This is a genomic window from Flammeovirga sp. EKP202, assembly GCF_014534745.1.
Classification (GTDB): domain Bacteria; phylum Bacteroidota; class Bacteroidia; order Cytophagales; family Flammeovirgaceae; genus Flammeovirga.
The window spans coordinates 20,459-40,220 of sequence record NZ_JACVVP010000038.1 but is presented as its reverse complement, the minus strand read 5'-3'; the positions used below and the strand labels follow the sequence as shown (position 1 = coordinate 40,220).

Annotated in this window: 20 protein-coding genes; 12 read left to right on the top strand and 8 right to left on the bottom strand. The window is 34.6% G+C overall.

Features of this window, described 5'->3' with window-relative positions; all coding sequences use genetic code 11:
- Window positions 1-74 precede the first annotated feature (74 nt).
- Together rpmA and rplU are read right to left on the bottom strand one after the other, a co-directional pair.
- Complete coding sequence (gene rpmA, locus IC221_RS20415) at window positions 75-335, bottom strand: 50S ribosomal protein L27 (protein WP_044201390.1); 261 nt, start codon at window positions 333-335, stop codon at window positions 75-77.
- A 37-nt stretch (window positions 336-372) separates the two neighbouring features.
- The gene (rplU, locus tag IC221_RS20410; protein WP_044201388.1) at window positions 373-684 is read right to left on the bottom strand and encodes a 50S ribosomal protein L21; all 312 of its coding nucleotides are present in this window, start codon (window positions 682-684) and stop codon (window positions 373-375) included.
- A 398-nt stretch (window positions 685-1,082) separates the two neighbouring features.
- Between rplU and IC221_RS20405 the strand changes: the two genes are divergently transcribed.
- The 9 genes from IC221_RS20405 (at window position 1,083) to IC221_RS20365 (ending at window position 10,687) form a co-directional block, all read left to right on the top strand.
- Entirely contained in the window at window positions 1,083-1,946 is an 864-nt protein-coding gene (locus IC221_RS20405) for a 1-acyl-sn-glycerol-3-phosphate acyltransferase (protein WP_223241445.1), read from the top strand.
- A gap of 315 nt (window positions 1,947-2,261) precedes the next feature.
- Complete coding sequence (locus IC221_RS20400; RefSeq protein ID WP_188170733.1) at window positions 2,262-3,473, top strand: hypothetical protein; 1,212 nt, start codon at window positions 2,262-2,264, stop codon at window positions 3,471-3,473.
- Between the two features lie 60 nt (window positions 3,474-3,533).
- The gene (locus tag IC221_RS20395) at window positions 3,534-4,664 is read left to right on the top strand and encodes a hypothetical protein (protein WP_188170732.1); all 1,131 of its coding nucleotides are present in this window, start codon (window positions 3,534-3,536) and stop codon (window positions 4,662-4,664) included.
- Window positions 4,665-4,882: 218 nt separating this feature from the next.
- Window positions 4,883-5,473, top strand: coding sequence for a TetR/AcrR family transcriptional regulator (locus tag IC221_RS20390; protein WP_188170731.1), 591 nt, complete (start codon window positions 4,883-4,885; stop codon window positions 5,471-5,473).
- A gap of 2 nt (window positions 5,474-5,475) precedes the next feature.
- Entirely contained in the window at window positions 5,476-6,237 is a 762-nt protein-coding gene (locus tag IC221_RS20385) for an outer membrane lipoprotein-sorting protein (RefSeq protein ID WP_188170730.1), read from the top strand.
- 14 nt (window positions 6,238-6,251) lie between these two features.
- A complete protein-coding gene (locus IC221_RS20380; RefSeq protein ID WP_188170729.1) occupies window positions 6,252-7,469 on the top strand; it encodes an ABC transporter permease in 1,218 nt (405 codons plus the stop codon).
- A 12-nt stretch (window positions 7,470-7,481) separates the two neighbouring features.
- A complete protein-coding gene (locus IC221_RS20375) occupies window positions 7,482-8,693 on the top strand; it encodes an ABC transporter permease (RefSeq protein WP_188170728.1) in 1,212 nt (403 codons plus the stop codon).
- Between the two features lie 33 nt (window positions 8,694-8,726).
- The gene (locus tag IC221_RS20370; RefSeq protein WP_188170727.1) at window positions 8,727-9,401 is read left to right on the top strand and encodes an ABC transporter ATP-binding protein; all 675 of its coding nucleotides are present in this window, start codon (window positions 8,727-8,729) and stop codon (window positions 9,399-9,401) included.
- A gap of 116 nt (window positions 9,402-9,517) precedes the next feature.
- Window positions 9,518-10,687 carry a hypothetical protein gene (locus tag IC221_RS20365; RefSeq protein ID WP_188170726.1) on the top strand — a complete coding sequence of 390 codons (1,170 nt, stop codon included), beginning with the start codon at window positions 9,518-9,520 and terminating at the stop codon, window positions 10,685-10,687.
- A 4-nt stretch (window positions 10,688-10,691) separates the two neighbouring features.
- On the opposite strand, the gene IC221_RS20360 is transcribed toward IC221_RS20365, so the two are convergent.
- From IC221_RS20360 to IC221_RS20350, 3 genes are all read right to left on the bottom strand, one after another.
- Window positions 10,692-10,919 (bottom strand): hypothetical protein, encoded by a 228-nt coding sequence (locus tag IC221_RS20360; RefSeq protein ID WP_188170725.1) that lies wholly within the window; start codon window positions 10,917-10,919, stop codon window positions 10,692-10,694.
- 192 nt (window positions 10,920-11,111) lie between these two features.
- Window positions 11,112-11,873, bottom strand: coding sequence for a hypothetical protein (locus tag IC221_RS20355; RefSeq protein WP_188170724.1), 762 nt, complete (start codon window positions 11,871-11,873; stop codon window positions 11,112-11,114).
- A gap of 4 nt (window positions 11,874-11,877) precedes the next feature.
- Window positions 11,878-12,366, bottom strand: a complete 489-nt coding sequence (locus tag IC221_RS20350) for a hypothetical protein (protein ID WP_188170723.1) — start codon at window positions 12,364-12,366, stop codon at window positions 11,878-11,880.
- Window positions 12,367-12,569: 203 nt separating this feature from the next.
- Here IC221_RS20350 and IC221_RS20345 point away from each other — a divergent pair, with 203 nt between their 5' ends.
- The 3 genes from IC221_RS20345 to IC221_RS20335 all read left to right on the top strand — a co-directional run bounded on the left by IC221_RS20345 (window position 12,570) and on the right by IC221_RS20335 (window position 15,041).
- Complete coding sequence (locus tag IC221_RS20345; RefSeq protein ID WP_188170722.1) at window positions 12,570-13,631, top strand: sensor histidine kinase; 1,062 nt, start codon at window positions 12,570-12,572, stop codon at window positions 13,629-13,631.
- Window positions 13,612-14,367: a LytTR family DNA-binding domain-containing protein gene (locus tag IC221_RS20340; protein WP_188170721.1), complete on the top strand. Its 756-nt coding sequence runs from the start codon at window positions 13,612-13,614 to the stop codon at window positions 14,365-14,367. Before IC221_RS20345 ends, IC221_RS20340 begins: the two co-directional genes overlap by 20 nt.
- 92 nt (window positions 14,368-14,459) lie before the next feature.
- A complete protein-coding gene (locus tag IC221_RS20335; RefSeq protein WP_188170720.1) occupies window positions 14,460-15,041 on the top strand; it encodes an outer membrane beta-barrel protein in 582 nt (193 codons plus the stop codon).
- 254 nt (window positions 15,042-15,295) lie between these two features.
- Here the strand turns inward: IC221_RS20335 and IC221_RS20330 are convergent, their stop codons facing one another.
- The 3 genes from IC221_RS20330 to IC221_RS20320 all read right to left on the bottom strand — a co-directional run bounded on the left by IC221_RS20330 (window position 15,296) and on the right by IC221_RS20320 (window position 19,697).
- Window positions 15,296-16,723: a PepSY domain-containing protein gene (locus IC221_RS20330; protein WP_188170719.1), complete on the bottom strand. Its 1,428-nt coding sequence runs from the start codon at window positions 16,721-16,723 to the stop codon at window positions 15,296-15,298.
- A complete protein-coding gene (locus IC221_RS20325; protein WP_188170718.1) occupies window positions 16,724-19,015 on the bottom strand; it encodes a TonB-dependent receptor in 2,292 nt (763 codons plus the stop codon).
- 346 nt (window positions 19,016-19,361) lie between these two features.
- The gene (locus IC221_RS20320; RefSeq protein WP_188170717.1) at window positions 19,362-19,697 is read right to left on the bottom strand and encodes a hypothetical protein; all 336 of its coding nucleotides are present in this window, start codon (window positions 19,695-19,697) and stop codon (window positions 19,362-19,364) included.
- Window positions 19,698-19,762 lie beyond the last annotated feature (65 nt).

The window sequence follows — 19,762 nt, the reverse complement described above, 5'->3', positions numbered from 1 at the left end:
AGAACTTTGACAAAAAAAGGTCCAAACCTAATGCTATTAGGTTTGAACCTCTAAATCTGCAATAAACCTACTTACTATTCAGCAGTTGGGATTACTGAGATGAAAGATCTTCCTAGTCTCTTCTTTTTGAACTCTACAGTTCCGTCAACTAGTGCAAATAAAGTGTGATCTTTTCCCATTCCTACGTTTTGACCTGGGTGGTGTGTAGTTCCACGTTGTCTAACAAGGATATTACCAGCTTTAGCTGCTGATCCACCGAAAATTTTCACACCAAGTCGTTTACTTTCCGACTCTCTACCGTTTCTTGAGCTACCCGCTCCTTTTTTGTGTGCCATGTTTTTTTATCGTTATGGATTCGATTTCTAAAATCAATTAGTTAGAGATACCTTCGATAAGAACCTTTGTGAAGTGTTGTCTATGACCGTTCTTCACTCTGTATCCTTTTCTTCTCTTCTTTTTGAAGACGATAACTTTTTCGCCTTTCACGTGACCAAGTACTTTACCTGTCACTTTAGCACCTTCTACAGTTGGTGCTCCTACTGATACGTTGTCAGCGTTATCAACAAGAAGAACTTTATCGAACTCAACAGCTGCACCCTCTTCAGAGTCTAACTTATGAGTATAGATATATTTATTTTCTTCTACTTTGAATTGCTGTCCTGCTATTTCTACAATTGCGTACATTGTCTCTTCGATATTGTTTTTTCCTCGAAATGCCTGCAAATGTAACTCTATTTTTTATAACAGACAAGCTTTTACCTACTAAAACATTGAATAAGAATCCTTAAAGAGTTTAAACAAGCTTCTTGCTGCTATTTTTTTCTTATTTTTGTCTTCTATAAACATTCCTTATGATTTTTTTAAAGAAATAAATGAATGATTTATTCTCTAATTTAAGCCAGAATCGACATTCATCATTAAGGTTGGCAAATGTCATGAAAAAACATCGGTTTTAACATTAATATTTTCGTATAATTGTATAAAACCTAGTTTTCGAAAGATACATTTTAGTATGCTTGCATACATTATCACTAGCACTAATTTACGTAATTGAGCTGTAAAACGTCATTATTTTATATAACATGAAAGATAAGAATAAAGGGAGTAACGAGATGGGAACAAAAATTACAGATGTTTTTAATGAAGCAAAAGAGATAAATCCTAATAAAAAGAAGTTTCAACTTATAAGAAGAGATAACTTTGGTAATATTCTTTTCCTAAAAAGAATGATCATTGGCACATTGGCTGCTTTTACTTACCCACGTCTTAAACTGCATAATAATTTGCAGGTAAAAGGAATGGAGAAGTTAAAGGATCTTCCAAAAAACAATGTATTGTTTGTATCAAATCATCAAACTTACTACACTGATGTAATTTCCTTCTACCATATTTTTGCCAGTGCAAAATGGGGCTTTAAAAAAGGAGTTGCAGCATTGCCTATTTATATGTTGAATCCGCGAGTGAATACTTATTATGTAGCAGCAGAAGAAACAATGAAACAAAGTGGTATCATACCAAAGATTTTCTCATTGGCTGGTGCCGTTACCGTGAAGAGATCTTGGAGAGCACAAGGAAAGGATGTAAAAAGAGGTGCAGACATTAATGCTCCATTGAAAATCAAAAAAGCATTAGATCAAGGTTGGTTAGTTACTTTTCCACAAGGTACAACTAGCCCGTATGCTCCAGTAAGAAAAGGAACAGGTAATATCATTAAAAGCTATAATCCTGTTGTAGTTCCTATTGTTATTGATGGTTTTAGAAGAGCCTTCGACAAAAAAGGTCTTTTCTTCAAAAAAAGAGGTACTAAACTGAAAGTAGAAATTAAAGATCCTATTCAGTTCTCAAATGATGCTTCAGTAGATGAAATCGTAACAACTATAACGAATGCTATTGGACAGAATCCAGATGACAAACCAGTCTTTAAAAACGACATAAAGGAAGCATAACACTTACTTTCAATAGATTAGAAACAAATTAGGGCGATACTCTTGAAAAAGAGTATCGCCCTAATTTCTTACGTAAGCTTCTAATCTCGGTGATAAATGTGTATTTTAGGTTATTATAAATAATATAGTGTACAATTTCATTAGGATTTACTTACAATAATTTAACAGAATTATTGGCAGTCTTGACCCAAAAGTATTGTTTTAAAATGAACAATATCACATAAATATAATTATATTTGATTTTAAAAGTTTTCATTAAAATAATAGTTATGGATTGTCCGTTAAATAGGTAACTCTCCTAATTATTGGAAAAAAATGATGATCTTATACGCTAAAAGTTATATTACATTACTATCAATACTATTACTACTTGCTGTCACTTTACCTTTAAATGCTGATAGTCTCGCTCCATTCTGGGATGGAGTGTTATTAACACACAAAACGGATAAAGAAATCACTGCTTTCATTGACAAAACCGAAAGCATTGACGATTTAGTAATTATTGCAAATATTGATGGAAAGAAAGTTACGCACAAGGTAAAGAAATATGGCCGTCTCGTGAGAATAGCCATATCCCCCAAAAACGAACCCGAAGGCTTTATCTTAGTCAAAAAATTAGGTTTTGTCGTGTCATCGGTCAGGCTTTCAGAAGCAATGCCTTCGAAAGAGTATTACCTCAATGCCAGAATGTCTGTTATGAAAAATACAGACAGAAAGCTTGGTTATGAGTTTACTCCTAGAAGATATGCTACTATTGACGATTCCGACGATGATGATAATGAACAGCCTCGTGATATTTTACCAGCTGAAAAGTTAAATACAGGCTTTACTTTGGTAGAAGAACGTGACCCTGACAAAATTAATGCTGTCATTGATACATCACAGAAGTATGTTTATGCTTCCAGTACAATTATCCTTGATGAGGACATCCAATATTCAGGACAAGATCAGGTAACAACAAAAAAGGTTAGAAAAGAAGAAGTATTCTTTACTAACTATATGTTATTTGAAAAGTACATCCATGAATCAAGGTACCCCATCTATGCTCCCAAAACGGCTAAGGTAAGTACTGAAGTGAAAAATGATGCTAGAAAATTCGATGATGAATATGAAATCATTACTGATCACTACTCCTGGCTTTACTTAAGCCATAAAACAACAGACGAAAGGTTTGCCTTCGACGGAGAAGCTATATTTGAAGTCGATGATAAATACTTCAATATACAATATGAAAATAAAGAAAAAATCAAAGACTTTCTTCTTCAACATCACCTTTTCATTAAGCCCTACAATAAGAAACTACTTGGAATTTTCTATGAAAAAAATGAGCTTTCCGCCATAAAATCAGACGAAGAGTATCGACTCAAAATGTTAGATGACAATACGTTAGTGATAACGACCGGTTCCCAAAACTATTCAATTCGCAACGACAAAGAGCTTTTAGAGATAAAAAATAAGAAAAAAGTTATACTTAAAATCAACAAAGCTATATTTCATCAAGAAGAACATTTTTACTACCGAGAATAATCCCTTATTTTTGCAGCTATTACTTTAATAAATATAAATGTATTTCTTTAATCTAAAATTATGAGAATTTCGCCCTTGCTAAACTCTTTTCGATTATTATTACTCACGACAGGAATATTTTTACTCAGTGCTTTCGCTAATAATAATACTTGGAATGGAGTTTTGCTCATTTCAGAAAAAGATGGTGAATATCATGCATTTGTTGACAATATCAACGATGCCAATCATCTTTCGCTACTTACAATGATAAATGACGTCGAAAAAGAATATCCAATTACTAGAAGAAATAAAGTAGTCACTTTTAAAAGTAACCCTTCTGACTATGGATATGTTGCTGTACGAAAAAACAAAGAAGTAGTTTCTTCAGTAAGGCTAAGACACATTCAATTCATTGATTACCGCTATTTTAATAATAGAGTAGAAAATGTAACAGCTAAAATGGGAACCCTTGAAAAAGGATCCCCTACAGAATACCCCGCTGTAGAGAAAAAAGTTGATTCTATTGCTTACAGCCCTCAAGACATCGTCGTTATTGGTGATGAAAAACAAGAGTTTGAGGTAATTGACGTTGAAGGCAAGAAAAAAATTGTTGAAAAAGAGGAAGAAGAAGAAATCGTTGCTACCGTTGAGGAAGTTCCTTCTGATCTTTCTGAAATGGAACAATTCCTTCTAGGTAACCACTACATCCATAAAGTGGAAGATCATGAAGAAATCCGCCTAAAAGCAAACCTTCCAAGTTCTATTGCAAAAGAAGCTAAATCAATCGAAGATGGTTACACGATTGAAAACAACTACTATTCATGGCTACACTTGAAAGATAAAAAATCTGGAAAAGATATCGCTTTCGATGGTGAGTACATGATTGATATCGACAAAGAATATTTCCAAATGTTGAATAGTGATAAACTTAAACTGAAGACTTATCATGTTCATCATGACATCCTTTTAAAACCCCACAATAAAAAATGGATGGGAATTTATTACCAAAACATACTTTTAACAGAGTTCAAAACGAAAACTGGCTATAAAGTAGAAGAGGTAGATGAAAATGATTTCTTAGTAATCATGGAACATCACAAATACAATGTAAATTCACAGAACAAGTACATTACAATTACAAAAGACAAAAAAGTGGTGAAAAAATTCCACGTAGATACATTTAAAGAATCTCCTGCTTTTATCCACAAGTAATTACTTCTCACACTATTGTTATGTGACTAATTATTGTAACAAAGATATAAATACCGATAGCGGTAACTATTAATATACAAACAGACCTAGCTTTTGAGCTAGGTCTGTTTTTTTATTTTATCACTTATTTCTCTACTCTTTTCATTGTTGATTATTGGTTTTCATATTTTTTCACTACCTTTAAACCGACCGGTTGGTTTGTTAAAGAAAATAATCAAATGGAAAAAGATAGTAAATCCCAAATAATAGAAGTTGCATTAGAACTTTTTGGAGAACATAGCATGAATGATGTCTCGCTAAACCAGGTAATCAAAGCCTCAGGCTTATCGAAAGGAGCAGTGTATCATCATTTCCCAAGTAAAAAAGAGTTAATTAAAGAATGTGTCATCTCTTTTTGGGAGAAGATGACCACTGAAGTCATCAATGCTCCTATTGAGAATATGCCTTTAAAAAATGTATTAGCTTTTCTTCAATTAAAATCAGCTGAGATCATTGAAGAGGGAAAACAGAAGAATGACAACATTTTTGAACTTTATATTGCCATGCTTTTTTATGTGAGAAAAGAACCTGAATTAATTCCCATTCCCAAAAAATATTTCAATGCCTTTAAAGATAAACTGATAGGGTGCATTAAAAATGACCAAGAAAGAGGTGTACTCAAAAAAGATATTCCAGCAGAGACCTCAGCCCTATTAATTTTAACGGCAGCCGAGGGACACGGCTTATATACTATTTCTTGTGTATTGAATAATCCACAACAAGAACTTGAAGACCTTTTAAATCAAATATATAATTCAATTGCAATCTAAAAATGAAAAAGATTAACACATTATTATTTCTCCTATGGAGCACTCTTGCCTCCACTTCGATTATGGCACAAGAGTCTGCTTCAGATATTATTGCCAAAATGCAAGAACAACAAAGAGGAAAAAGTAGCTATATCAACATGACCATGAAAGTCATTCGTCCGGACTGGACCAGAACGATGCAAATGAAATCCTGGTCAAAAGGAACGGATGATTTTTTTCTAGTTTTATTAACTGCCCCTGCCAAAGATAAAGGTTCTGCTTCTTTGAAAAGATATAAAGAGATGTGGTCTTGGACGCCAAGTATTGAAAGAACCATTAAAATTTCTCCTTCTATGATGTCTCAATCTTGGATGGGGTCTGACTTTACCAATGATGATTTAATGAAAGGTGCTTCTGTTGTAAAAGATTATAACCATAAATTATTAGGTAAAGAAGAAGTCAACGGCTATGAATGCTATAAAATTGAGATGATACCCCATGAGGATGCAGCCGTTGTATGGGGAAAAGTGATCGTTTGGGTGACGACTGACGGTATCTATAACCAAATCAAAGTAGAAAACTTTGATGAAGATATGTACTTGGTCAATACCTTGAACTGTTATGATGTGAAAGATCTTGGAGGACGAAAGTTACCATCAAGAATGGAAATGGTTCCGGTAGATGAAGAAGGAAAGAAAACAGTGATGATTTATAATGATGCAAAATTCAATCAGAAAATTGCTGAAAGTTTCTTCACTCAACAGAACATGAAAAGAGTTCGATAATTCCCCTATACATCATGATTACAAAAATAGCATGGCGAAATTTATGGAGAAATAAACGGAGAACGGTCACAAGTATTTCTTCAATATTCTTTGCCGTTATCTTAGCCATATTAATGCGGTCTTTGCAAGAAGGTTCGTATGGGCAGATGATTGATACTGCAGCCCGATTCTATATGGGATATGCACAAGTACATCAAAAAGGGTTTTGGGAAGACAAGTCTATCAATAGTTTGATGACCGACTTACAAGAAACCAGAACTAAAATCCTATCCGATAAAAATATTAAAGGAGCATTTGGCAGGTTGGAAACTTACGCCATGGCTGCCACTGATACTTTGACTAAAGGTGTTATGATAGTGGGCACTGAGCCTGAAGGAGAAGATCAATTAAGCAACCTTTCTCAAAAAGTTACAAAAGGACAATACCTCACTTCTGATAGTAAAGATATTATCATCGGTGAAGGATTAGCGAATTATTTAGGAATAACAGTCAATGATACATTGGCATTGTTGGGGCAAGGTTATCATGGTGCTAGTGCTGCCGAACTCTATCGCGTTCAAGGGATATTAAAACATCCTAATCCTCAGATGAACAATCAAGTGATCTACATGTCATTGCCTACGGTACAATATTTTGTTACAGCCCCTAATATGATCAATGCCTACATACTAGATGTGCATGATAACAGAAAGGTGGATCAAACTGTAGCTGAACTCAAAGAAAAATTGGACCTTGATGCTTATGAAGTAATGAGTTGGTCAGAATTAGCTCCTGAAATGGTCACACTGATTAATACCGATCGTGAAGGGGGAAAGATCATGATTTATATTCTTTACGTTGTGATTGCCTTTGGCATTTTTAGCACCATTTTAATGATGACCATTGAGAGAGAAAGGGAATTTGGAATCTTGACAGCGGTGGGAATGATAAGAAGAAAGATATACAGCATGCTTTTACAGGAAGCATTGTTTATTGGTCTGATTGGAATTGTCACCTCAATATTAGCCGGATTTCCGATACTACTCTACATGGAAAATCATCCTATTCTCATTGAAGGAGCAAAAGGAGAAGCAATGGCAAAAATGGGTATGGAGCCAATTCTTAGATTCACGGCTAGTTTGGATATCATTTGGCCTCAAGCACTACTGATGGCTTTAATTATGATTGTCTGCACTATTTATCCCATCATTCACGTTGCTCGTATCAAAACTGTTGAAGCCATTCACTCTTAATCCCTATACACAATGATGATCGTAAAAATATCTTGGAGGAATGTTTGGAGAAACAAGGTAAGAAGCGGCATTCTTATCGCCTCAATTGCCATTGGATTATTGGGAGGAATATTTACCATGGCTTTGCTTAATGGAATGATGGAATCCAAAGTACAGGAATCCCTCATTACAGAAATGGCACACGTACAGATTCATAGAAAAGGATTTGAAATCAATAATAATTTTAGAGATTCCATTCCTAGTTATGAAAAGGTAGTCAAAATCGTTGAAACTGATTCATTAACCAAGGGTTGTTCGCCGAGAGTTGTGATTAATGGTATGGCTTCTTCTGCTAATGACAGTCAAGGAATAAAAATACTTGGTATTGATACACAAAAAGAAAGAGGGGTAACGGAAATAGAGTCGTTTTTAATTGAAGGTGATTTCTTTAAGGGGAAAAGGAAAAATCAAATTGTAATTGGTTCCAGCCTTGCTAAAAAGTTAAAGGTGAAAATTAGATCAAAAGTAGTTATTGCTTATATGGGACCTAATAATGAAATGATTAATACAGCCTATAGAGTGGCAGGTATATTTGCTACAAGTTCACCTGATTTTGATAAATCTGTCGCATTTACACAATCCAAAGACATTTGGAGAAATACAGGAGAACAATTTATTCATGAGATTGCCATTACCTCTATTGAAGGTGGATCTAAACCTGAAGGTCTAAGGGATCACTTAAAAGAAAGTATTGCGAACAGCTCATTGAATATTCAAACTTGGAGAGAAATTGTACCGGAATTAAGTGCTTTGGCTGAAACTGGTAATACCAATAGTTATATCATTTTAGGGATTATACTATTTGCTCTTGGATTTGGGATTTTAAACTCTATGACCATGGCGATTTGGGAAAGATCTAGAGAGTTAGGTGTATTGATGGCAGTAGGACTTGAACGCTCCAAAGTGTTTCTGATGATTGTTTTGGAAACAATTTATATTTCCATGATTGGAGGTATTATAGGGGCAATTCTATCTATTGTTTTGATTACCTATTATGGTGAACACGGCATTCAATATGCTGAAATGAGTTTAGCGGGCTTCAATAATGTGGTTTATCCCATCATGCCGGAATCCTTTATTCCATTATTCCTAATGATTCTTCTTACTGCTATCGTTTCTGCACTTCCACCTGCATTGAGAGCCATTAAGTTAAAGCCGGCTGAAGCAGTTCGATACAAGGGGTAAGTACTATTTTTCAAACTAAAAATTAATACTAAGATGATTGAAATAAAAAACTTAGTCAAAACATATAACGCTGATACAATTCCAGTGAAGGCTTTGGATCATGTGGATTTAAAAATTGAAGAAGGAGAATTTACTGCCGTTGTTGGTCCTTCGGGTTGTGGTAAAACGACTTTTCTTAATATACTAGGAGGTTTAGATACCCCTACTAATGGTACTATACTGATTGATGGCACCGATTTACACAATCGTTCTTCAGCAGATATGATTACCTATAGAAGGGATCATATTGGTTTCGTTTTTCAAGATTACTCTCTTATGCCTGTCTTGACTGCGGAAGAAAATGTAGAGTTTATCATGGAGTTACAAGGTAGACCTAAAGCAGAAAGAGCGGCTCGTTCTAAAGCTCTTTTGGAAGCTGTAGGGATAGGTGATAAAGGAAAGCAATTTCCTACAAAACTTTCGGGTGGACAACAGCAAAGAGTCGCAGTGGCAAGAGCATTGGCGTCCAAACCAAAACTAATTCTTGCCGATGAACCTACAGCCAATTTAGATTCAAAGTCTACTTCTGATTTACTCGATATCATGCGTCAATTAAATGAAAAGGAAAATATCACTTTCGTCATTGCCACCCATGATCAACGTGTAATGGATCGTGCAAAACGTGTGATCCAATTTGATGACGGAAAAATAATTGACACTAAAATATAAGTGAGGGAACAGGTATGAGGGAAGAAGGAAGAGATGTTTCACATTAAATCTCCCTTCTTCCTTCACTCCTCATCTTGCTTACTCCTATTTTTTCTTCTACTCCTTTTTAAAGTGCAATGAAAAAAAGCTTACTCACCTTCCTATTTTTAATTCCAATTATTGTATTCGCTCAAGAAGAAGAGCAAAAAAATAGCAAGTTCAAAGAAAACTTTGTGGCAAGCGGTTACCTAAAATTTATGCAAACGGTAAACCTTCCCAAAGACCTTGATGATGAATGGTACATTGACAATTTATTCCACAATCGATTAAATTTTAAATACTACGCTTCTGATAAAATCACTTTCGCATTGGAAGGTAGAAACAGACTTATTTATGGTGCTAGCCCTAAAAATATTCCGGGTTATGCTAATGAGTTTGGAAATCAAAACCAATATGCCTTCAACATGTCTCATAATTGGACTACAGGAACTTCCTATGTCTTAAATTCTGAAATTGATAGGGCTTACTTTGATTATTCTTCGGGAGATTGGCAAGTAAGAATCGGTCGACAAAGAATTAACTGGGGTGTGGCTATGGTTTGGAATCCTATGGATCTTTTTAATACCTATTCGTTTTTTGATTTTGATTATGAAGAACGTCCCGGTACTGATGCCGTATTGATTCGTAATTACTTAGGTCCTGTAAGTTCAATTGAAGTTGTGTTTTCTCCTTCTAATCAATTTGATTATTACAATTTTGCAGCCTTGTACAAAACCAACTTGTGGCAATATGATTTTCAATTATTGGCCGGTTATGTCAGGGAAAATTATAATCTTGGATTAGGTTGGGAAGGACAGATCGGTGGAGCAGGTTTTAAAGGAGAAGGTACTTATTTCCATCCGGACTATAAAGGAGAAGATCCTTCATTAGTCATGGACATTTCTTTGGATTATACCTTCAAAAACTCTCTGTATCTACATATCGAAACTATTTTCAACAGTGCAGGGGCGACGAGTCCAATTGGACCCATTGACCCTAACTTTCAATTAACTCCCAAAACACTTTCATTAGGTCGATTTGCCTTGTTTAATGAATTACAATATCAACTTACTCCATTGACAAGACTAGGCATCAACAATATCATCAATACCAACGACGGCTCCTACTATATAGGAGGAAACGCTACTACATCACTGAGTGATAATTTTGAAATTCTGGTATTTGGTTTATTCTTTTTTGGTGAAGAAAACTCTCAATACGGACAAGGGGGATCTCAACTCAATTGGCGATTAAAGTGGAGTTTTTAAGGAATTAAAAAAACTTCAAAGACTCTAAATCCGTCGTAATTACATGATCATTGAAATGAATGAGATCATCAAAATCAATTCCTTTCACGGTATCAATATTAATATGTAAATCATATAAAGAATTATAAAGATCCTTGATTTGCAATTCATGGTCAGTACCAAAAACAACATTAAATAATTCACCCTTTCTTGAAACAACACCTTTAATAAAGAAGAATTTAAATTTTTTCATCGTTAACCTGATTATTTAAGATACCAATGGTCTAATTAATCAACAATAATTGGTTTGCTGTAAAATTAGTCTAATAATAAAATGGACATGAATGATGTGTGTGCGGGTAATTCTTCAAAACACAAAGGTCATTAATATCCATTTACATACTAATGACCTTTGTTATAAACTTTAGATGTCTCTTATTATACTTTAAAAATCAATGGTGCTTAAGTATCCTGCTGTAAAAGTATTTTCAGAGGCAGAAAGAGAATACTGATACACTCCATCCTCTCCTACTGCTATTAATAGATCGTTTTGAATAATGACATCAAAAGCTTCTTTATCAAGTGACATAACAAAAGTTACACCTCCATTTTCTGAAGAATTTATATCAAAGATTTTAATTTCATCATCACAAACTATCAGATAGTTGTCATATAACCCTAATCCTTTGGGTTGAGATAAACCTCTTGAATGCAGCAAAACTGGGTTGTCAGCATCTTTAATATTATAAACCTCTAACTGATTAATGTTGTTACCGCACCATGAGTTGGAATGTAAAGTAACAAATGCCAAGGTATCATTGGCCACTACAGGGTCACAAGCTGTAAAATGCTGTACAGAAGATCTGTTTCTAGGATTTTCAGGATCTTCAACACTGAAGATAAACATGCCGCTTCTTGACCCAATATATAAGAACTCTTTATAGCTGAAAAGCGTCTCGATTTCAAAACCAACCCATTTATTGTTAATCAATACAGGTTTGTCAGGATTCTGAAGGGAAAACACTTTCAATTGTTCATAGTCTACCGTGTATAGGTAATCACCTTTGATCGCGAATGTAGCCAAAGAACCTCCTTGCCCTACTCCTGCGGTAGAATTCACATCACTGCTCCCGTCCATATTTTCTCCACACGATATCATGAGAAGAGATAATACAATAACTTGTACGATTATATTAATTCGTTTCATCTTCTTAATCTGTTACTTTTAACCAATTCACTATAATTTGATTCTCCTCTACACTTTTACTAAATCCTCCTGGAGATTGTTTCTGAGGAAATACATTTCTGACCCTTTTGGTCAGTGTGTAGGAATTCAGACTTTCGATGTAATGAAAGGTAATTAAGTCAGTAGCCTGATTGACATAAAAGTACTCTCCTTTGATGGCAATGTCTGTTGCTCCAACGGCTTTTAAGAACTTCACTTTTTGAGGAGAATTGGGGTAGCGATTATCATAGATATGAAAACCTTTATTCTTTTCATTGACAAAAAGAAACTTCCCATAAACATAGATTTTCCCAGGATTTTCAAGAGGTTGTGTATCTGATACTCCCACCTCGTTCTCAAAATCCGTTCGGGACATCACAACTGGTTCATAGTCATCTTCGGTCGGTTCATTGACAAACCGGATACATGATTTTAATGTAATGGCTAACACGACCATTAATAAATAACGATACATAATTTAGTTTGCTAAGAGCGTGATTAAAAAAGAGAATAGTTACTTGATATAGTTCAAGCTTGCTTGAAACGTCTGAAAAAGAAGCTAATACAACTTAACTCTCTTCCCCTACGGTTCAATCAATAATATGACAACTCACAAGAAGTAATGGACAGTTAAGTTTTACATTGACGTATATTTGTAGTATAAAAATTGAAATTCTTATGTCAAAAACGTATACAAATTCATCCACCAAATTCAGTTTTGCACTGCGACTCATTGTCGTTTATTTATTGCAATTATTTATCAAAGCTTTTGATTATAGCTTTGGTGGAGTGTTTCCGCTGACATTTAGAGGAATGATTTTCACATTCACTTTTGTATCCTACTGGCTTACGATTTGGTATGTGTCAGAGCATATTCAAAAGAAAATTAGTCCTCTCAATACCCTCTCAATTGTAACAATCAACGTTCTAATCGGTATTTACTGTGGTCTTTCTTCTACGGTCATTTATATGCTTGGAGATACGTATCTCTTTCAAAATGGGCATTTATGGGAAGAGATTCCGTTTTACAATCCAGAACTCTCCGTTGCACTCTGTATTATCTATTTATTAATTTTTACAGTTTATGCCTACGTTCAGAAAATCTTTCAATTAAAAGAAAAAGAGGTTAATGTAGAGCAACTAGAAAAAGAAATGTTCAAGTCTCAGTATATGTCATTAAAAGCACAAATTGAGCCTCACTTCTTATTTAATAGCCTTAGTGTGCTTTCCAGCATTGTACATACTGATCAGAATTTAGCTTCTGAATTTATTATCAAACTATCAAAAACATTACGCTATATTATAGAGCAAAATAAAAGAGTTTTGGTTTCTTTGGGTGAAGAACTAAAAGTGGTGGAAGACTATTTCTTTCTGTTGAAAACACGTTTTGGGGAGGCAATTCAACTTCAAAATAACATAGATCCAAACATAATTGAAACGATTATGATTCCTCCGGCAAGTATTCAAGTATTAGTGGAGAACGCTGTAAAGCACAATAAACTTTCCATGAAAAAGCCACTTCTTATTACCATTGCCTTAAAAGAAAACCTTATCATTGTCACCAACAATTATGATAAAAAAGAAGTAGAAGAAACTTCTACCGGAATGGGACTTTCTAATATCAATAAAAGATATCAACTCATTGCTGGAAAAAATATAATTATCGAAAAAAATCAAGACACTTTCAAAGTAAGTTTACCTGCTTTATCTACTATTGATCATGAGAATTTTAATCATTGAAGATGAGCTTCCTACTGCTAATTATTTGGCAAAGCTCATTCAGAAATACAATTCAGCATTTGAAATCGTTGATATTTTGTCATCGGTAGAAGACAGCATTGAATGGTTTGCAGAGAATAATCCACCAGATTTAATCTTTCAGGATATAGCCTTGAGTGATGGAAATTGCTTTGATATTTATAAGAGTGTAAAGGTAAAATCTCCATTGATTTTCACCACCGCTTTTAGTGAATATGCCTTGGATTCTTTCCAACTTAATAGTATCGATTACATTGTCAAACCTTATGATTTTGACGATATCAAAAGAGTACTGGATAAGTTTGCACTTTATGGAAACCTCTTTATCACTGCTTCTGAATCATCTATGAAAGAAGTGAAGGAAAGCAGTGAAAAAAGAATCAAAAAACGTTTTTTGGTTTCTATTGGTGAACAATTCAAAACGATCCAATCCCATGAAATCGCATTTATTCGTTTTGATGAAGGACTGACGTTTCTACATCTATATGATGAGAAAAAGTACCCTACCGATAAAAGTATTTCACTACTAGAATCTCAATTAGATCCTAGTCAGTTTTTTAGGGTCAATAGAAAATACATTATCAATGTTGAAGCTATTTCTAAAATTAATACTTGGTTTAATTCTAGGCTTCAAATAGAAACTATCCCTGCTCCTTTAGAAGATCTGATTGTAAGTAGGGACCGAGTAAAAGACTTTAAAGATTGGTTGGATCAATAAACTATTTTATTGTAATACATTTCACCTTCAAAAGAAGAAGGTTATTATATATTTTTATTCATATTTAATTATTATCATACTTTCATATAATCATGAAAAAATCAATTTTATTTATCATTATCAATTTATTTGTAATGACATCGGCTACTGTTTTCGCTCAAGACAAAACATTCAACTTCGGTGTTAAAGCCACTGCGGGTATGTCTGGTTTTTCTCATAACCTTTCGGGTTATTCTGATGATACTAGACAGTCATGGGAAGGCGGTATGATATTAAGAGCTAATCTCCCTGTTGTACCACTTTATCTTCAAACTGAACTAAATTACACCAATACAGGTGGTACTTTTGAGAAAGGTGAGCAAGCACAAGATCTTGTGCTTAATCGTGTAGAAATTCCCGTTTTGCTTGGTGGTAAATTGGGAATCGGCGGCATCAATGCTAGAGCCTTTGGTGGTGTGGTTGCCCAACAAGTAGTGATTGACAACTTCAGTGATTTAGATCCAAGTTTAGACCCTGAGAAATTCGGTTTAGGATGGCAAATTGGCGTGGGTGTTGATATCAAAAAGTTTACGATTGATGCCAAATATCAACAAAGTGCTAATCTAGTTTCCAACAATGATGTGTCTTTAAAATCACAACAGTTTATGGTCAGCCTTGGGTATTTCATTTGGTAAGAAATCCACATATAGTCTAAATATATTAGCCACACTAAACACTTGTTTAATGTGGCTTTTTTATTTATTTCTAGGACAGAATAAATCAAATGTCCGTAGACCCATAATAGAAATTATGGGCTTTTGGGAAGACATCTCATTTTTCAGTTTTTGATTATAACCCATTGGCGCGAATGTTAAGCGAAAGTGTCATTCGTGTCCTATAAATCATCAGAAATCTCCTGATTTCTAAATACCGTAAATATTCAATTTACTTAATACACTAAATTCTTTGATCTTCTTCTCTTCTTCACTGTTTTTTTCTGATTGATATACATCAACAAACCTAAAAAGCTCACTAAGAAATTACCTAAAGCAAATAAAGACATAATGGTATCCCGTGTTTCTTTTCCTAAGAAATCAAACATATGATACTTATGAAAATAGGCAAAGATGAAACCTGAAAAAGCTGCTTTATCTTCAATGATCGCCCCTACATAGGTTGTGGCTGTATCAATGTACCACCTAGGGTTCCCTTCTCCTTCAAACTGAACTTTCTGAACAGGCAGTAATTTATTGATAAAACCATATTCATTGGCAAACTTCTTCACCTCTGAAATATTTCTGATAGTCGACAGACCACTGTATTGCTTGGCTAATTGAACAGCATAAATACTATCTCCATGGACTAATTCTTCACATGAAACACTATGAAAATACCTCTTTGTGATACCTCTTCCTTCTTTAAAGTGAAATTGATAATAATTGATGCCGTCGATTTTAACAGGTTGATAGTTTACCCATCCTCCTTCAATGGTATCTAAGTCAAAAATCAATTCTTCTTGAAAGAAGGAATAAGAAGATGCATAACTTGTTTTATCCAAAGCCGTGTACTTCGGTAACATGTGCATAAAAGCACTCAAAGCAAAAAGTAATAATGTAAATGAAAGTCCAATTCCCAATGTTCTATGTAACCTTCTTTGCCATGGCACTTTTGACTTCTGCTGACGTTGATAGGTTTTTCTGTACTTCGTATAAACCAAAATACCAGTAACCCCAGCGAAAAACGAAATAGTAATAAAGAATCCAAGTACAAGTAAACGGAAGGTAGTATTAAAATCTAAGAATGTCCAACTGTGTGCCCAAAGGAAAACACGTTGAAAAGTACTTCTGATGGAATTGGTTGCATAGGTCATTCGATCCGTGTTCACATCAATAAATACTCTTAAACCATCCATCCTTTTGTACTGCACTTTATAGACTGGAAGAATTCTAGCAATCCTTACATATTCGTTGGAGAACTCATTTTGAATAGAAATGGTATTGATCTTCTGACTGTCCTCTCCTGAATACAACCCTGCCAAATAAGTAGCATATTCAATATCTCCACCTCTTAGCTTCTCACCTGTTTTAACATTAATATAAATATTTCCTTCTTCCCTTTTGAATTGATAAAAAATGGAAGAATCGATGGTCACCAACCGGAAAGACTTTACGTCTTCCCAGTGGTTTATTTTCATAATTGAATCGACCGATAAATCAAATTGGTTTGTTGATTTTACTTCTTTATTAACTGAAAGTCTTTGATTGACTTTTGGCTTTAAGTTAGACATTAAAGGGTGCATCACACCACTCAGTGTCCACGCCAATACAGGCAATAAAGCTATTAAACTTAACTGTCTGTGAATTTTATAGATGTTCATTTATTTTTTACTGATTGTATAACCTATACCTAATTGAATAGTGCGAGGGGCTCCTAGATTATAGTTCTCTCCCCACGAAGATCTAGACACTCTCGTAGCATAAAGCTCGTCAGTTAGATTCATAATATTCAACCAAGTATCAAAACCTTTAAACTGATAACCGAAGCGGAGGTTGAACATATGATAGCCTTCATACTTCTTTGTATTTTGGTTATCCATGTAGTAATCTCCCACTTTTTGGAATTCCAATGATGTTCTAAAACCTTTCAAGAATTTAGGTTTGTAAGTCAATTCCATATTTGAAACCCAATTGGGAGCATTGGCCATTGTATTTCCTGAGAAATCCTCATTTCCTGTATTAAATTGGTCAAAAGTATGACTTGCGTAAGTACCTCCAATTCTTACAAACACTTGAGAAATAGGCTTAAAATGCAACGCCATTTCCACACCTTCATGATTCGTTGAGCCTGCATTCTCATTATTATAAGAGCCGTCATCTTGGAGTACAGATACGATTTCGTTTTCACCTTTCATAGTGTAATAAGCCAATTCCAAATACCCTAAACCTTTTGGTAAGGAGTACCATGTACCCACTTCAAAGTTATTGTATCTTGATGGCTCTAAACTTGGTACTTTTGTTCCTCTGTATAACTCTGATACTTGAGGAGGCATAAAACCTACACTGTAGTTTGCATAAAAACCCAAACCGTTCAACATTGTATAAGTGGCTCCTACTCTTGGAGTGATCGCACTGAAATAGTCTACTGAATTTGGTGCTCCTGAGAATGCATCCTCACCCAAATTATTTTTATAATCATACTTAAAGTGATCTGAACGAACACCCGCTGTAATAAATAATCTATCAATTGGGTTCACTTCAACTTGAGCGTAAAGACCTGTGTTCAATAAGTTTGTTTCATAATCTGTCAATACAGAATCAGTAGATGTATACCCTACATACCTACCCTTCTCATCTCTCTCCACATCAATATAATTGGCCCAAAAAGCAGTTGGGCTATAGTCCACACTTGCCCCTACTCTCACTGTTGTTCTTAATGAAGGAATATTTTGATTGTGTTGAATCACAGCACCATAACTCTGAAGTGAGCTTTCATTGACTTCACCTTTTGCTACACTTGGGTTTGTCCAATCATTTCTGATTCTATAACTTGGAATTTGGCCTAATGTATTCGTACGGAAGAAACCTTTTGCTACTGTTTTACTGTTTTCACTCCACTTTTTATCTACCGTTAAAGTTGATCGCCATAATTCGATTTCTCTCTTTGTAAAATTATGTAGCGAAGTGAAGTCTTTATCATAAAAAGAAGTACTATCTAAAGATGACCCCATATCTGATTGATACTTCATATAGGTGGTATTAGAAGTCAATTTTAAACTTTCATTCACTTGATAAGTCAGTACAGCCGTGATAATGGATTTGTTAAAATCACTATGATCTAAATAACCGTTTTCCCTTATTGCTGAGTAACCTCCTACACTGACCCCAAGTTTTCCATTGTCAGTAGTTCCTTCCACTATGGCGTCTACTCTTCTATAACCATAAGAGTCTCCTCTCAATTGTACTTTAGCCGTAGGTACCAATGAAGGCGTTTTTGTGATAAAGTTGATGGCTCCACCAATTGCTTCAGAACCGTATAAAGCAGAAGCAGGACCTCTGATAACCTCAATGTTTTGAGCCATCGTCATATTGATTTCATTTAAGGCATTGTGATTAAAAACACCTGTAGGACGAATAGGTAAACCATCTTCCATATATAAAAACAAACTTTTGGTAGAGATAGGTTGACGAATAGCCATCATGTGTTGTTCACTACCTAAGTCCGCCATCATAACACCAGGAACTTTATTGATGACTTGTTCCAAAGACTGTGGTTTGGTTTCTTCTAACATTGTGGTACCGATGGAAGAAATAGCCATTGGAGCCTCTTCCCTTTTCTGAGCATCTCTACTTGCCGAAACAACTACTTGATTCAATACATAGTCATCTTGAACTAAAGTAATTTGTGATTTCAACACACTTGCGATGCTAGAATAAGTCGTATACCCCAACATTCTAAATTCAATTTTATCAGAGGCATCAGCTATAAATTCATAGTTACCACTAGCGTCTGATACTGTATAATTGTTGGTATTGAGGTTAACGATAATCGCTCCCACCAAAGGATTTTTTGATAATTGATCTGTAATAGTACCCGAAATCTCTAAATTTTGGGCATGAAGAGAAGTGATGCTCAAAATCAAAAGTAGAGCACCTAGTAATTGCTTTTTCATTATATTTTAATTTGGACATAACGAACTATTAACACTTTTAAACGTTATTGAAAAATAACGATTAATAGCCTAGAATAAGGTTGTTATGAATTTTGTAAAAAAATGGGGTGTAACGACTTGGAGAGATTTGATAAGTCTTAAAAAATCGAATAGCTATTTTTCTAGATTATAGGGATTGTAGGAATGTTTTAGTAAAACGTCTACCGAACCACCATAAAAACTACTATACTGTATCTTATGACCCAAAAATCATTCTGATAGTATTGAATTGTGCCCTCAAAAGTTGAGACAGTACAATACCACCATCAAAAAATTGATGTACAAAAAGTCGTTAAATGAAGTGCAATTATGCGATGGGAGGATGGAATATTGAGGAAATATAGTCTCCATCTACCTTTTCATCTGCTAAGTCAGGTAACTGATTAATGATTCTTTTATTACCCTTTAAAGAAAACAAAAAGATAGAGATTGATAGTGGTTCTGCGACCACCTCTTTGAGATTGTTTTCATTGCTACTTGACTCTGAAGTAGCCTGATTTGCTAATTTGGATTTTAGCTGACAGCGCCCCCCACAAACCTGTGGAAGGTCTGTTCGGTTTTTGTTCACGCACAAAACATTCGCATAAAAATCCTGACGAAGTTGATAGTCCATCATTACCAATGGTCCATAAATCGTCTGCATAAATACGAGTGTTGCGAGAAAAAATGTAACTGATATGTTCAGTTTGTTCATCATTAGGGTGTGCT

What these genes read in the sequence shown, in the direction of transcription:
- IC221_RS20390 (WP_188170731.1), top strand. Translation starts at nt 4,883, where the DNA reads ATGGAAAAAGATAGTAAATCCCAAATAATAGAAGTTGCATTAGAACTT.
- IC221_RS20395 (WP_188170732.1), top strand. Translation starts at nt 3,534, where the DNA reads ATGAGAATTTCGCCCTTGCTAAACTCTTTTCGATTATTATTACTCACG.
- IC221_RS20400 (WP_188170733.1), top strand. Translation starts at nt 2,262, where the DNA reads ATGATGATCTTATACGCTAAAAGTTATATTACATTACTATCAATACTA.
- IC221_RS20335 (WP_188170720.1), top strand. Translation starts at nt 14,460, where the DNA reads ATGAAAAAATCAATTTTATTTATCATTATCAATTTATTTGTAATGACA.
- IC221_RS20355 (WP_188170724.1), bottom strand. Translation starts at nt 11,873, where the DNA reads ATGAAACGAATTAATATAATCGTACAAGTTATTGTATTATCTCTTCTC.
- IC221_RS20330 (WP_188170719.1), bottom strand. Translation starts at nt 16,723, where the DNA reads ATGAACATCTATAAAATTCACAGACAGTTAAGTTTAATAGCTTTATTG.
- IC221_RS20350 (WP_188170723.1), bottom strand. Translation starts at nt 12,366, where the DNA reads ATGTATCGTTATTTATTAATGGTCGTGTTAGCCATTACATTAAAATCA.
- IC221_RS20365 (WP_188170726.1), top strand. Translation starts at nt 9,518, where the DNA reads ATGAAAAAAAGCTTACTCACCTTCCTATTTTTAATTCCAATTATTGTA.
- IC221_RS20405 (WP_223241445.1), top strand. Translation starts at nt 1,083, where the DNA reads ATGAAAGATAAGAATAAAGGGAGTAACGAGATGGGAACAAAAATTACA.
- IC221_RS20370 (WP_188170727.1), top strand. Translation starts at nt 8,727, where the DNA reads ATGATTGAAATAAAAAACTTAGTCAAAACATATAACGCTGATACAATT.
- rpmA (WP_044201390.1), bottom strand. Translation starts at nt 335, where the DNA reads ATGGCACACAAAAAAGGAGCGGGTAGCTCAAGAAACGGTAGAGAGTCG.
- IC221_RS20360 (WP_188170725.1), bottom strand. Translation starts at nt 10,919, where the DNA reads ATGAAAAAATTTAAATTCTTCTTTATTAAAGGTGTTGTTTCAAGAAAG.
- IC221_RS20325 (WP_188170718.1), bottom strand. Translation starts at nt 19,015, where the DNA reads ATGAAAAAGCAATTACTAGGTGCTCTACTTTTGATTTTGAGCATCACT.
- IC221_RS20340 (WP_188170721.1), top strand. Translation starts at nt 13,612, where the DNA reads ATGAGAATTTTAATCATTGAAGATGAGCTTCCTACTGCTAATTATTTG.
- IC221_RS20385 (WP_188170730.1), top strand. Translation starts at nt 5,476, where the DNA reads ATGAAAAAGATTAACACATTATTATTTCTCCTATGGAGCACTCTTGCC.
- IC221_RS20375 (WP_188170728.1), top strand. Translation starts at nt 7,482, where the DNA reads ATGATGATCGTAAAAATATCTTGGAGGAATGTTTGGAGAAACAAGGTA.
- IC221_RS20320 (WP_188170717.1), bottom strand. Translation starts at nt 19,697, where the DNA reads ATGCAGACGATTTATGGACCATTGGTAATGATGGACTATCAACTTCGT.
- IC221_RS20380 (WP_188170729.1), top strand. Translation starts at nt 6,252, where the DNA reads ATGATTACAAAAATAGCATGGCGAAATTTATGGAGAAATAAACGGAGA.
- IC221_RS20345 (WP_188170722.1), top strand. Translation starts at nt 12,570, where the DNA reads ATGTCAAAAACGTATACAAATTCATCCACCAAATTCAGTTTTGCACTG.
- rplU (WP_044201388.1), bottom strand. Translation starts at nt 684, where the DNA reads ATGTACGCAATTGTAGAAATAGCAGGACAGCAATTCAAAGTAGAAGAA.